Source organism: Vibrio sp. 2096 (assembly GCF_033339595.1).
In the GTDB taxonomy this organism is placed as follows: Bacteria; Pseudomonadota; Gammaproteobacteria; order Enterobacterales; family Vibrionaceae; genus Vibrio; species Vibrio alginolyticus.
On sequence record NZ_JAWOUX010000003.1, the window covers coordinates 1 to 13917 of the forward strand.

Consider the following 13917-nt stretch of genomic DNA (forward strand, 5'->3'; position numbering starts at 1 on the left):
GTCCTAGGTTCATCTGGTGATACAGATGGTTCACTCGTTGAGCGGTGAACAGCGCTTCATACGACCTCACGTCGCACGCCCCTTTTCGTGTTAGCACGGAAACTGTCCTGCTACCAGACTTGTGTTTCAATAGTGCCTTGTAGTATCGAAAACACTTACCACAAACTCTAGAGATTTATGTACTATACCACCTACTGGAAGCTTGATGGGTGGTATTGACGTGAACTTATCTCAAATTGATCTGAATTTGCTCTTTGTTTTAAAGCACTTGCTCGAAGAGAAGCATGTATCTAACACCGCTATGGCTTTAAATATGAGCCAGTCTGCGGTAAGTCGAGCACTGCAAAAAATGAGAGTTTTCTTTAATGACGAATTACTGGTGCGCAAGAAATACGGCTATGAACTGACTCCAAAAGCAGAGTCAGTAAGGCAAGACATCAATAATGTGATTACCAGTTTAGAAAAACTTGCCCATAGAGACTCGTTTGATCCGAGCACTGTATCAAGCACCGTTAAGGTTTACGGCCTTCTTCCTCAGATTAATACCTTAATGCCTAAGGTTATCGCTAAGATTCGGCAAGAGGCTCCAAACCTTAAGGTCAGTTTGGACTCAGCACCAAAACGTCATTTTGATGCGTTGGTGGCTGGAGATGTTCATTTCGCACTTTCCTCTCATCAACCGCCAAGCTCTGAGCAAAATATCTATCGAATGGTTGTTGCTAAGCGTACTTTCCGTTTGCTTATGAGCCGCTATCATCCACTGGCCGATTTAGAGCTAACTCCAGAGCGTTTGGCCGAATTTGACTTTGGACAAGTCTCTTTGCAGGGTGAGAAGCGATTGTCGTTTGAGCATAAATACCAAGAGCTAGGGTTAGCGAACAAAAAAAAGCGTTTATCAGCGCCAGTGCAACTGAATAACTTTAGTTCTGCTCCAAGTATCGCTGCGGAGACTGAGATTATATTTCATCTACCGACACCTTTTGCAGAGGCAGCTTGTCAAGACCCTCGCTTGATCGTTCGAGAAGTACCTGCCGAGCTACAGTTGGACTTTCAAGAAGTCTTCCTATATTGGCACAAACGCTTTAACGATGATCCTATGTGTGAATGGGTACGAGAGATCTTTAAACAGCTCTATGTTGGAACCGATACTTTAGCTTAAATGCTTATATCGGGTAATTCGTGGTTAACTATTCGTATATTGGATAGTGATATTCTCTTTTCTCGATAGTGATTAACTTGTCAGTGATTATGATAATCAGGTTTAATTGATAATAATTATTAAATGCAATTACATTTTAAGCCTATTCAATATGAAGCCTCTTTTCACATACTCTCTATTTTCTACATCAGTTGTTTCTGCTTGTATTACTGTACCTATGGTCGTTGTTGCAAATGACCAGTTACCTGAGACTGGTATCAATACAACAGCAATGGAAACCGTAGTGGTTACAGCCTCTGGTTACGAACAGAATGTCACAGAAGCGCCAGCAACAATAAGTGTTCTCACCCGAGAGCAACTTGAAAATCGCTCATATAAAGATTTGACTGATGCTTTAAGTGATATACCTGGGGTAACCGTTACAGGAGGTGGTGATGGCCAAGATATCTCAATTCGAGGTATGCCTGCTCAATATACGGCCATTCTTGTTGATGGCAGGAAGCAGTCTGGTCGAGAAACTCAAACTAATGGTAGTACGTTTACTGAACAAGACTGGCTTCCCCCGTTGAGTGCAATTGAACGTATTGAAGTTGTACGTGGCCCTATGTCAACCCTTTATGGGTCTGATGCTTTGGGGGGTGTGATTAATATTATTACGCGTAAAAATTATCAAGAGTGGCACGGAAGCTTGCGTGCAGAAACGACGCTTCAAGAAAATTCAAAATCTGGAAATAGCTATCAAGGGCAGCTTTACCTTGCTGGCCCTGTCATTGATGGTCTGTTGAGTACTTCTTTGACTGGACTGTATCAGGAAAGAAAAGAAGATGAAATTGAAGGTGGTTATGCAGGTAAGACACTCGACAACTATCGAGCTTCTTTGTACCTCACACCTACCTCGGATGACACTTTTACTCTGGAGTTCACCAATCATAACCAAGAGCGAGAGACCACTCTAGGTAAATCAGTGGAGCGAGAGTCTCAAGTTGCAGTACGAGAATATGAACGCCAATCTATTGGTTTTAGCCACGACGGAAACTACTCTTGGGGTACAAGTTCTTCATTTATCAGTAATGAAACAGTAAAAAATATCGGTGCAGATAAAGAAGTCGAGAATAGTCAAATTAATACGCAATGGGGTCTGCCTCTTAATGCTCACTACTTAACACTGGGCGCATCTTTCGAGCAAAAGGATCTGACTGATAATAAACTGTCATTGACCTCTAAAAACAAGCAATGGGCAGTATTTGCTGAGGACGAGTGGTATCTCACGGATACATTCGCTCTCACCCTTGGTTTACGTTACGACGACAATGAGATCTTTGACGGGCAATTTAGCCCAAGAGCTTACGGGGTCTGGTCTATTGACCCTAGTTGGACGCTAAAAGGTGGTGTGTCTACGGGTTATCGAGCACCTAGTTTGACACAAATGGACGAAGAGTGGGTTCAAGAGAGCTGTAGAGGGCGTTGTTCTATTTACGGTAATCCAGACTTAACAGCAGAAACCTCCATCAATACAGAGATGGGACTGTATTACGTTAATGAGCGAGACCTTTCTGCAAACATTACTTTGTTTTACAGCGACTTCAAAGACAAGATCGAAAGTGAGTTTGTCGATCCGACGTGTACTGATAGCAGAAGTTGCGACCGCACTTACGTCAACATTGATGATGCGAACAGCTATGGTGCAGAAAGTTCCGTATCTAAGGGTATTACAGAGTCAATTACACTAAGTGCAACCTACTCGTATACTCGTAGTGAAAAGAACACTAATGACGATGATGATGGCTTGCCTCTTGTACAAGCACCTGAACATATCTTCTCACTTAATGGTGATTGGGCAGTGCGTGATGATGTTGCTTCATGGGCCCGCATGAACTATCAAGGCAAAGAGAAAAACAACATCACTAGTGATAGCACAAGAACGTTGGCACCTTCTATTACTTACGTGGATCTCGGTGTGAACTGGCGTGTAACTAAGAATGTGAAGTTAATGGCAGCGGTTTATAACTTGTTCGATGAGCAAATCACAGAGGAAGAGTTTGGCTACATTGAAGATGGCCGACGCTACTGGTTAGCTGCTGAAGCGACTTTCTAATCTACTTACTTTTTTAAGCGAATAACAAAACAATGAATACGAAAATTAAGTCTGCGATGACCTCTCTGCTACTTATGCCCTTTGTCTGTTTGGCTGGGGAGTTCAATGTAGAGAAGGATATCTTGTTCAAAACTGTAGGTGAAAGAGAGATTAAACTCGATCTTTATACGCCTTCGGTTGAATCAAATACTCATTACCCGTTATTAGTCTGGGTACATGGTGGTGCATGGAAACGTGGGAGCAAAGACGCCATCCCAGAAAAGAACCCATTATTACTTCAGTCTGTGTTGAATGAAGGTTATGCGCTAGCTTCAGTTGATTATCGTTTAAGTGGAGAAGCGATCTTTCCTCAACCAGTACAAGACATTAATGATGCACTGAACTATTTGTACGACAATGCTGAAAAGCTCGGTATTAAAGCGGACAATGTTGTGATAATGGGACGCTCTGCTGGCGGGCACCTCGCTGGCTTTATTGGTGCGACTAACTCGGCATACAACCAAGTAGATTTCTATGAGCCACCAAAGTACAAGGTCTCAGCCGTAGTAAGCTTTTTTGGCCCTACCGATTTACTTGAGTTAAGTAATAAAGGTGGCAAGAAAACCAGCAAAAAATCGTCTGTATCTCGTTTCTTAGGAGATATTCCAAACAATATTCCAAAGCTTGCCAAGAAAGCATCAACGACGAGTTATGTGAATGAAAATACTCCACCATATATACAGTTACACGGCACCTTGGATAAGCGAGTGCCTCTATCTCAAAGTGAGATACTTAAGGCTAAGCTTGATGAGCATGGAGTTACCAACCAACTTTTCATTGAAGAAGGTGTAGGACACAGTGCACCTGTCTTTGATACCGAGAAGTACGTTACTCATGTTTTGGACTTCTTAAATAAACACTTTCCGAACTAACGCTCTAGTCAATATAAGGCTTAAAAGTTCAAGGGGAAATACTGAGCCAACTGTGATTACAGTTGGCTTTTTCATGTATCTCTATTGGGCATTTTATCATTCTGATTAATGGGAGCGGCTGGCTCATTTTCAGGCAGTGGTTGAATAAATCTATGACTACTTTAGGGTATGTATTCTAACGTACTTCTGTCCAAAAAAGTGTTTCGTTAGCTTGAATTAGAACAACAAAGCGCTCTTCACAGAAAATGAAGGTCGTTTATCTCGTCTTAACAGCCTTTCAAGTTGTTTGAAATGAGGTATCGAGATCCGCTTCGCTCTTAGTTACGTTCAACCTTAGCTGCTACTTTTCATCAATAAATAGAGATGAGTTACCATCAAGTAGCATAGGGAAGCGAGGGAGTATTCTCTCAAATGAACATTAAACTCCTTCTTTGTAGCCTGTCACCTTCAAACTACTTCCTCTAGCGCTAACAATTAATTCAAATGTGCGCTGGTTAATGATTTTTCTGTAAGTAACACAATTGAACGTGATAGAAGTAACAAAATGGCCTCTTAACGGTAACGTTCCCGAAAAGTTTATATATTATCGCCCTCATTGATATAAGTAGTAGAGACGCTCTGAGTACGAGCGCTCTGAAATTCAGGCTTTAGATGGACATTTAAAGTCACCATAAGTTTGCGATTTTTCCTTGGGAACGTTTGCAATACGCCTAAGTATAAATTTACGTGAGACTATGGAAATGAAACTACACACTTTGACGATGGCAGTAGCGCTTGGAATGGTTACTGCACCTGCATTCGCAGCAACAGATGTTGACGCTCTTGAAAAGCGAATTAATGAATTAGAACAGAGACTTGAGCAGACAGAAAAAGCATCCACAGAAGCAAATGAGAAAGCCTCAAGCTTTGAGTTTCATGGCTACGCTCGTTCCGGGCTACTGATTAATGACGATCTGAATGGTGCAGTGGGTACTGGTCCTTACATGACGGCAGCTGGTGCTATTGGCGCTCCAGTTGGGCGATTAGGGGTAGAGGATGATCATTATGTGGAAGCAAACCTTATTCACAAACGTTTTGCAGATGATGGTTCCAGCGCATTGTTCCGAATCATGTTGGCAGATAGTACGGAAACCAATAACGAATGGACGGCGAGCGAGAGTCAATTAAACGTTCGTCAGGTATATGCTGAGCTAAACAAGTTGAGTATGTTCTCTGAATCAAGAGCTTTTGCTGACGCGACGTTTTGGGCTGGTAAACGATTTGATCGTGATAACTTTGACATTCACTTCTTTGACTCGGATATTGTTTTCTTATCTGGCACTGGTGCTGGTGTGTATGACGTCCAAATGAGCGAATCATGGAAAGCAAACTTCTCGATCTATGGTCGAGATTTTGGTGAGATTGATAGCTCGTCAACGGATGTTGAAAACTATATCGCGACAATGAACAACCGCTTCGGTAATTGGCAATTGATGCTGAACGGCATGACGTCAGCTGATAACAATGATCGCGTAGAAGGCGCAGCGGACAAAGGTTTACATGCGATGTTTGCTTACCATGGCGATAACTTCTTTGGCATGAGTGAAGGCTTCTCTAAAACCGGTATTTTGATGGGTGATGGACTGGGTGCGGAACTTAAAGGCATCGGTTCAAACGGAGATTTGTTAGAAGACGCAAAAGCCGTACGCTTGTTCAGCTATGGTGTAACACGCATCGGCGACAACTGGCGTGTAGCACCTGCGTTGCTAGCAGAACACAGCCAAGATCGCTTTGCTAAAAATGATGAATTTACGTGGGCATCGTTCAACATCCGCTTAGCGCAAGAGTTTACGCAGAACTTTGAGATGGTTTATGAAGGCTCATACCAATACATGGACCTAGACAATGCGATTGATAAAGCAAGTGGCAGTTTTTACAAAGCGACAATTGCACCAACGCTTAAGATGTCTACCGCTGCAGGTTTCTTTGACCGTCCGGAGCTACGTTTTGCAGTTAGCTACGTTGATTGGAGCGAAGACTTGAATGGCTACTCGATTAGCCAGGATGCGGGTGCTGCAACGATGGGTGATGGTGGTGAAGTTCTGTTTGCACTGCAAATGGAAACTTGGTTCTAAAGGGACCTAACCTACAAAGAGTAATAAGAAAAGCGCCAACTGATTTCAGTTGGCGCTTTTTCATTAACAGGACTGACGCTCAATAGTTTTGAAGGTTAGTACCATCTTACTCATTTCAAAACTTCTGTTGGCAATTCTATCTAGTAACAGTTTCGCACCATTTTCCCCTGCTTTATCAAATGCATAGTTAAATGTTGATAAGGTTGGGGTGCACACTGATGCGAGCTCATCATCACCAACGCCTAGCACTAAAACGTCTTTACCCGGTGTTAACCCGAGCTCTTGAATCGCTCTCATCGCACCGATAGCAATACGGTCTGTCGCACAGAACAAGCCATCTAGCTTAGGGTTCTTTGTTAAGTGTTGTTTTGCCAATGAATAGCCAGAATCGATGGTAAAGTCACCACGAGCATGGAAGGCGAGCTCAAAACCATGATGCTGTAGCGCTTGAACAAATCCTTCAGAGCGTTGCTTATCTACCGCGATATCGTCACCTTGCACACCAATAAAACCCATGGTTTGGCAACCTTTTTCAACCAGTCTATTTCCCGCTTCAAACCCTACTCGTGCGTCATCATGAATGATGCTTGGAATATTAAACATGGAACCATCTTGACCGACGAGCACAACTGGGACGGCTGAGTTTTGAATTGCTTTTACCAGCTTGGAATCGAGGTGGGTGGCGTAAAGAATGATCCCTTCAACCCGTTTTTGGTTAAAGATCTGAATGTATTCCAGTTCTTTTTCGTGGGCTTGGTGAGTGCTAGCAAGTAAGACATGTTTCCCGGCTTTTTCAAGGACATCGGTTAATCCATCGACACCTTGGGATGTGGCATGAGAGGAAACCCGAGGAACAATGACACCAACCAGATTGGTCTTTTGAGATTTTAGATCTTTAGCGACTTGGTTCGGCACATAGCCACATTCCGCTACTGCTTGGCGGACCTTCAGTTTTGTCGCTTCTTTTACGCCATATTCATCGTTTATAACCCGTGACACTGTTGATTTTGATACGCCAGCCAGACGGGCGACATCATGCAGACTCGCCATTGTTCCTATCCATTCTGTTTTTCGTTTTTGGGATTGTTTGCAAAGAGAAGATGAAAAGCTCTTTGATAAGTAGCGATTCTAACCTCCTATACTGCTCTTAGGGAGAGAATTTGACGATCATTCTCACATTCTCTCTGCTTTATCTTTGATCATTTGGTTTTATTGAGCAAAAATCTGTTTTGCAAACGTTCCCGAAAATTTCGCAAGCTCAGATAATAATCCAATGGGGTATGAAATGAATTATCCGGCAGTAGCAAAAGAGTTGTTAACTCTATTAGGTGGTAAAAGCAACATCACCGCACTTGCGCATTGTGCGACACGCTTACGCCTTGCCGTTGCAGATGAGCAAAAAATAGATGAACAAGCGATTGATAGCCTTGAAGGAGTAAAAGGGCAGTTCAAAGTTGCGGGTCAGTACCAAATCATTTTTGGATCTGGCATCGTAAACCAAGTTTATGCAGAAATGGCGAAGTTGACGGGGATGAGTGAAATGTCCACCAACGACGTTGCGTCTGCTGGCGCAGAGAAACAAAACATTGTTCAGCGCGCGGTGAAAGGGCTGTCTGATATTTTCGTTCCAATCATTCCAGCAATCGTCGCTGGTGGTTTGTTGATGGGTATCTATAACCTATTGACTGCTCAAGGCTTGTTCATTGATGGCAAATCTTTGATTGATGCCAACCCAGGACTGACAGACTTGGCGAACATGATCAACACGTTTGCGAACGCGCCGTTTGTTTACCTGCCTATTCTGCTGGCATTTTCAGCCAGTAAGAAGTTTGGCGGTAACCCATATTTAGGGGCGGCGCTAGGTATGTTGATGGTTCACCCTGACTTGCTGAATGGTTGGGGATTCGGCGACGCATCTGTGTCTGGCAACATTCCGGTTTGGAATATTCTTGGCTTTGAAATCCAAAAAGTGGGTTACCAAGGTTCGGTGTTACCGGTTTTGGTATCGGCATTCATTCTTGCGAAGGTTGAGCTAGGCTTACGTAAAGTCATCCCTTCTGTTTTAGACAACCTTTTAACGCCATTACTGGCGATTTTCATAGCGGGTTTGCTGACGTTTACTGTCGTCGGTCCGTTCACGCGTGATATCGGTTTCCTATTGGGTGATGGTCTGAACTGGCTATACAACACAGCTGGCTTTGTTGGTGGTGCGGTATTTGGTCTTATTTATGCTCCGTTTGTTATTACTGGTATGCATCACAGCTTCATTGCGATTGAAACTCAACTTCTTGCGGATATTGCGACGACGGGCGGCACCTTTATCTTTCCTATTGCGGCGATGTCTAACGTTTCTCAAGGAGCGGCAGCGTTGGCGGTGGGCGTGATGAGCAAAGATAAGAAGATGAAAGGTATTGCGATTCCATCGGGTGTTACGGGTTTGCTGGGTATTACAGAACCGGCTATGTTTGGTGTTAACTTAAAACTACGTTACCCATTTATTGCGGCAGTTTGCGCTGCGGCGTTATCAAGTGCGTTCATCACAATGTTTAATGTGAAAGCTCAGGCATTGGGCGCAGCTGGTCTTCCAGGCATCATTTCCATTACGCCAGAGAAGATTGGGTACTACATCGCGGGTATGGTGATCGCGTTCTTGACCGCATTTGTTCTCACCATTGTTCTTGGTATGCGTGACCGCGCTAAAGTCGGTAAAAAAGCAGCGGCTTAATCTGAACTCCTTAAGGGTGGAGTCCCCCAAAATCCACTTCTTTTCCTAAATGTTTGGGGTGCTAGCCAAGCACTAATGGCTTGGCTAGCCTTTTTCAATTTTTACTTGGTAGTGAAGGTGTTCAACACGTTGGACTATCAGGGCTTTAATTTTAAGGTAAGCAAGATGAATCAAGTATGGGTAACTGGTGATGCAGTTGTCGATCTAATACCGGAATCTGAGACTTCTTTACTCAAATGTCCCGGTGGTGCACCAGCGAATGTCGCCGTAGCAATTGCTCGTCTATCTGGTAAGAGTGCGTTTTTTGGACGTGTAGGTGATGACCCATTTGGTCGCTTCATGCAATCAACGCTCGATCAAAAGGGCGTGAGCACGGAGTTTCTCGTTAAAGACCCTGAGCAAAGAACATCAACAGTGGTGGTAGATTTAGACGATCAAGGGGAACGCAGCTTTACATTTATGGTAAAACCGAGCGCTGATCAGTTTATGTCTGTTGAAGACATCCCAAACTTTAAGCAAGGTGACTGGCTACACGTTTGCTCAATTTCACTGGCAAATGAGCCAAGTAGAAGCAGCACATTTGAGGCGATCAAAAGAGCAAAAGCCGCTGGTGGTTTCATTAGCTTTGACCCTAACTTGCGTGATGAAGTGTGGCAAGATCAATCAGAAATCCAAGCTGTCGTGATGAAGGCTGTAGCGATGGCCGATGTGGTTAAGTTCTCTGAAGAAGAGCTTTTGTTCTTAACTGACTCAACGTCGATGGCGCAAGGTTTACAACAAATAGCCTCTTTGAATATTGCTTTGGTCTTGGTGACACAAGGTGCGAAAGGTGTTTGGCGCGTCTTTGAAAGTCAGAGTGAACTGATCACAGGTCAAGTCGTTAGTCCGATTGACACCACAGGTGCGGGTGATGCTTTTGTCGGAGGGCTACTGGCATGCCTGTCTCGGCATGACGATTGGAAAAATCATCCTGTTGTTAGCTCTGCGATTCAATGGGCAAATGGCTGTGGTGCATTAGCGACGACGCAAAAAGGCGCAATGACCGCGCTTCCGACCCAGACAGAGTTGCTGCAATTTATAGGGCAATGATCTTCAGATCCAATTTCAGTTGAGAAAAATTATGAGCTTAAACAACCGTTGGACTGTAGAGCAAAGATATCGCCGACTTGAGCAAATCCCTCAGTGTGATATCGAAGAAATGACACTTTCACGTCAGCAAGATAAAGGCTTTCCTAGTTTTCATATCGCCCCTAGATTTGGGCTGTTAAATGACCCAAATGGGTTGTGCTATTTCAATGGTGAGCACCACATCTTTTACCAGTGGACGCCTGTGGGACCAGTCCATGGAATGAAGTATTGGTATCACCTTTCTACTAAAGACTTCATCCATTTTACTGATCATGGCGTGGGTCTTCATCCCGACCAAGACTACGATTCACATGGTGTCTATTCGGGCGGCGCTTTGGTGGAAAACAACAAGGCTTTGCTGTTTTTTACTGGCAACAAGCGTGACCAAAACTGGAATCGAATCCCAACACAGTGTTTTGCCACCATGGATTCAGACGGCAGCATTGAAAAGCACGGTGTAGTCATTGAGAACGAACATTACACGGAGCACTTTCGTGACCCAAAAGTTTGGAAGAAAGGCGACGACTATTTGATGGTGGTGGGTGCTCAAACCAAAACCGAGCATGGTTCTATGGCGCTCTATCAAAGCAAAGATTTGAAAACGTGGCAGCATAAAGGTCCTATCAAGACCAAGTTCTCTGACCTTGGGTACATGTGGGAGTGTCCTGATTTCTTTGAGATTAATGGTCAATCGGTGATGCTGTTTTCTCCACAGGGCGTGAGCAGTAGTAATCCTTATGATTTCAAAAACATCTATTCTGTCGCGTATATCGTGGGTGATCAGTTGAACCTAGAGTCGATGACTTTAGAAAACCACCAAGATATTTTACAGCCAGATTATGGGTTTGATTTCTACGCCCCACAAACCTATTTAGATGAGAATGGGCGTCGCATTCTTATTGCATGGATAGGGTTGCCAGAAATCGACACACCATCGGTCACACACCAGTGGGCAGGAATGTTGTCTCTTCCTAGAGAACTAACGTTGAAAGATGGTTTTCTTGTTCAAACTCCACTCCCTGAATTGGAGAGTTTAAGAAAAGAAGAGGTGGTCTTTGCACAGTCCCATACACTGGAAAGCACAAGTTGTTTGATCCAATTAGACCTTGAGGGCGATGGCTTTGAACTTGAGCTGAGTAACCTCAAAGGTGACAACATCGTCTTTAGTGCGACAGAGCACGAGTTTATGCTGGACCGTCGTCACATGTCTCATTTGTACGCAGAAGAATTTGGTGGTATTCGAAAAGCACCAAGATTGGACGCTAAGCAGACGATTGAGATGTATATCGACAATTCTGTCATCGAGATTTTCATTAATGGCGGCAAACACACGATGACCAGTCGTTTCTTTATTGATGACCTCAATACGGTAACGTTGAGAGGGTTGGAGCAAGCAAGGCTTTTCCCTTTGAAAGGTATTTCTGGTTTGTTTGAATCAGCTAAGTAACGGTTTCGAATACATTAAAACGCCCTTCATTGATTTAGTGAAGGGCGTTTTTCTTTCTAACTATCTAACTTAACTGCCTATCACGCACGTAAGTTGTTTGAACTAAGGTATCCAGAACAACTTCATTCTTGGTGACTTTGAAGTTTAGCGGTTGTTCTAAATCCCCAAATAGAGGTGCGCCGCCGAGTGTAGCTTACTCATCGTTGGCATCTCGAACCTAGTTCACATTACCGTGACGTTTTTACTTATAGCGTGAAAGAAAATCCCATAACCAAAGGTTCTAACTAAAAGAGATTACAGGACTTTTATTTAGCGAATTCGACCTAATATCTTGAGTATGCCTAATCGCAGTTGGCGAAGAGGTGATGTTAATAATGCTTGCTGGCGCGTAAGACCCGTCAGTTTGAAGATGCATTCAAACACAATAAGGGAAAACAATGGCTAACGAATACATTCCACCAAAAGTTTGGACAAACGATAATGAAAACGGCGGTCAGTGGGCGAGCATCAACCGTCCGGATTCTGGCGCACGTCATGAGCAAGAGCTTCCAGTTGGTGAGCACCCATTCCAACTTTACTCAATGGGTACCCCAAATGGTCAGAAAGTGACGATCATGTTTGAAGAGCTTTTGGCGGCTGGCGTAACGGCAGCAGAATACGATGCATACCTGATTAAGATTGGCGATGGCGACCAGTTTGGCTCTGGCTTTGTGGCTGTTAACCCAAACTCTAAAATTCCGGCATTGGTTGACCGTTCGGGTTCTGAGCCAGTGAACGTGTTTGAATCTGGCAACATCTTGTTTTATCTAGCAGAGAAGTTTGATCATTTCTTACCAAAAGAAGGCGCTAAGCGTGCTGAGGTAATGAACTGGTTATTCTGGCTGCAAGGTTCTGCGCCATATCTAGGCGGTGGTTTTGGTCACTTCTACGCGTACGCACCAGAGAAGTTCGAGTACCCAATCAACCGCTTTACAATGGAAGCAAAACGTCAGTTAGATGTATTAGACAAGCGTCTTGCGAACAATGAATTCCTAGGTGGCGATGAGTACAGCATCGCTGATATCGCAACATGGCCATGGTACGGCAACCTTGTGTTGGGTCGTGCTTACGATGCGGCTGAATTCTTAGACGTAGAAAGCTACAAAAACGTTGTGCGTTGGGCAAAAGTAATTGATGAGCGTGAAGCGGTAAAACGTGGTCGAATTGTGAACCGTTCATGGGGTGAAGAATGGGAGCAGTTACCTGAGCGCCACAGCGCAGAAGATATTGATAAAGTATTGAAACTTAAACCATAAGCAATCTTGGCCTAGCTACGTCAAATGAGTTTAGTTTTATCTATGCTTATACAGTGACCTTAATCAAATCTATAGCGCACCATATACGGTGCGCTATTTTTATTCTCATTTAGTATCGAAATGCTAATTTATATCACCTCTTGAAGAGCATTTAGTTCGTAGATGAATCTTTAATGTATTTATATATTATGATGCAAAACAAAGCTCATATTTCCATGTTAAATATGGACTGGTCATACTGCTTTCTAATAATTAAATTATTTGAAAATTATAAACTGATTTTATATCCATTATAAATGAAATTAATGATAATTAATATTTGACATAACCACTAAATTTATGTGGAATATGCGGGTTGATTTGTTTTGAAGAAATAAAATCAATTTCTAGTACTTTTATTTAAGACAAGCTTAGCTTTTAGCGATGTTTAATTATTAATGCTTATATCATGAAAGAGGATATGTATGATGTCGTCGTTTGAGTCGTACTGGGTTGGGATACGTCAAAGAATAGCCGCACAAACCGAAGGTAACCGCAGTTTAAAGTCTCTAGTCATTAAAAAGCAGCGTGTGAACTTAAATAACAGTGGGTTATCCTTTCGCGCTAAGTCCGGATGTCTTATCCCTCACTGTTATACCAAGTTCTCTGATGAGATAAACCTAAAAACATCGAAAAAATCGTCTCTTAGTTTTAAAAAAGGAAAGCTGTATTTTTCTCCAGTTTAATAATAAATGAAATTTGCATAAATTATAATATTAGGTTTTTAAATTTATCGATAATTAATTACGATTTTATGATGCGTTTTCAATATGTTTTCTTGGTAAATAATTAGCTGGGCTTATTGTTGATTGTTTTTGTTGTTTCCTATTTAGATATGGATAAAAGCTCAACTACTTTTCCTATACCAACTTACTCCCTGAATTGACTTGCGCGCTTTTTCTCCCCTCTCAAAAAACATAGCGTTACGGAATTATTTTCGCTCCTGTTTCATTCTTCAAGACGAAAGCTCTACCTACCTCTCATTATTTTCGACAAACATTGAG

Annotated in this window: 9 protein-coding genes and 1 pseudogene; 8 read left to right on the forward strand and 2 right to left on the reverse strand. The window is 42.9% G+C overall.

Translation table 11 applies throughout. The features are described from left to right. The first annotated feature begins 205 nt into the window (after positions 1 to 205). The 4 genes from R7Q41_RS06380 (at position 206) to R7Q41_RS06395 (ending at position 6279) form a co-directional block, all read left to right on the forward strand. Entirely contained in the window at positions 206 to 1159 is a 954-nt protein-coding gene (locus tag R7Q41_RS06380; protein WP_017819843.1) for a LysR family transcriptional regulator, read from the forward strand. Between the two features lie 151 nt (positions 1160 to 1310). Beyond that, positions 1311 to 3254, forward strand: coding sequence for a TonB-dependent receptor domain-containing protein (locus R7Q41_RS06385; protein ID WP_033906196.1), 1944 nt, complete (start codon positions 1311 to 1313; stop codon positions 3252 to 3254). A 32-nt stretch (positions 3255 to 3286) separates the two neighbouring features. Beyond that, positions 3287 to 4165 carry an alpha/beta hydrolase gene (locus R7Q41_RS06390; RefSeq protein WP_213917191.1) on the forward strand — a complete coding sequence of 293 codons (879 nt, stop codon included), beginning with the start codon at positions 3287 to 3289 and terminating at the stop codon, positions 4163 to 4165. Between the two features lie 740 nt (positions 4166 to 4905). Further along, the gene (locus tag R7Q41_RS06395; protein WP_213917201.1) at positions 4906 to 6279 is read left to right on the forward strand and encodes a carbohydrate porin; all 1374 of its coding nucleotides are present in this window, start codon (positions 4906 to 4908) and stop codon (positions 6277 to 6279) included. A 63-nt stretch (positions 6280 to 6342) separates the two neighbouring features. Here the strand turns inward: R7Q41_RS06395 and R7Q41_RS06400 are convergent, their stop codons facing one another. Next, entirely contained in the window at positions 6343 to 7329 is a 987-nt protein-coding gene (locus tag R7Q41_RS06400; protein ID WP_053349295.1) for a LacI family DNA-binding transcriptional regulator, read from the reverse strand. 235 nt (positions 7330 to 7564) lie between these two features. Here R7Q41_RS06400 and R7Q41_RS06405 point away from each other — a divergent pair, with 235 nt between their 5' ends. The 3 genes from R7Q41_RS06405 to R7Q41_RS06415 all read left to right on the forward strand — a co-directional run bounded on the left by R7Q41_RS06405 (position 7565) and on the right by R7Q41_RS06415 (position 11579). Beyond that, a complete protein-coding gene (locus R7Q41_RS06405) occupies positions 7565 to 9004 on the forward strand; it encodes a sucrose-specific PTS transporter subunit IIBC (protein WP_213917192.1) in 1440 nt (479 codons plus the stop codon). A gap of 165 nt (positions 9005 to 9169) precedes the next feature. After that, entirely contained in the window at positions 9170 to 10093 is a 924-nt protein-coding gene (locus R7Q41_RS06410) for an aminoimidazole riboside kinase (protein ID WP_318144424.1), read from the forward strand. A 31-nt stretch (positions 10094 to 10124) separates the two neighbouring features. Continuing rightward, a complete protein-coding gene (locus R7Q41_RS06415) occupies positions 10125 to 11579 on the forward strand; it encodes a sucrose-6-phosphate hydrolase (protein ID WP_213917193.1) in 1455 nt (484 codons plus the stop codon). Positions 11580 to 11643: 64 nt separating this feature from the next. On the opposite strand, the pseudogene R7Q41_RS06420 reads toward R7Q41_RS06415, so the two are convergent. After that, positions 11644 to 11763: pseudogene (locus tag R7Q41_RS06420) on the reverse strand (dihydrofolate reductase); the annotation flags it as partial. Between the two features lie 253 nt (positions 11764 to 12016). Here R7Q41_RS06420 and yghU point away from each other — a divergent pair. Beyond that, complete coding sequence (gene yghU / locus R7Q41_RS06425; protein WP_005373705.1) at positions 12017 to 12874, forward strand: glutathione-dependent disulfide-bond oxidoreductase; 858 nt, start codon at positions 12017 to 12019, stop codon at positions 12872 to 12874. Positions 12875 to 13917: the final 1043 nt, after the last annotated feature.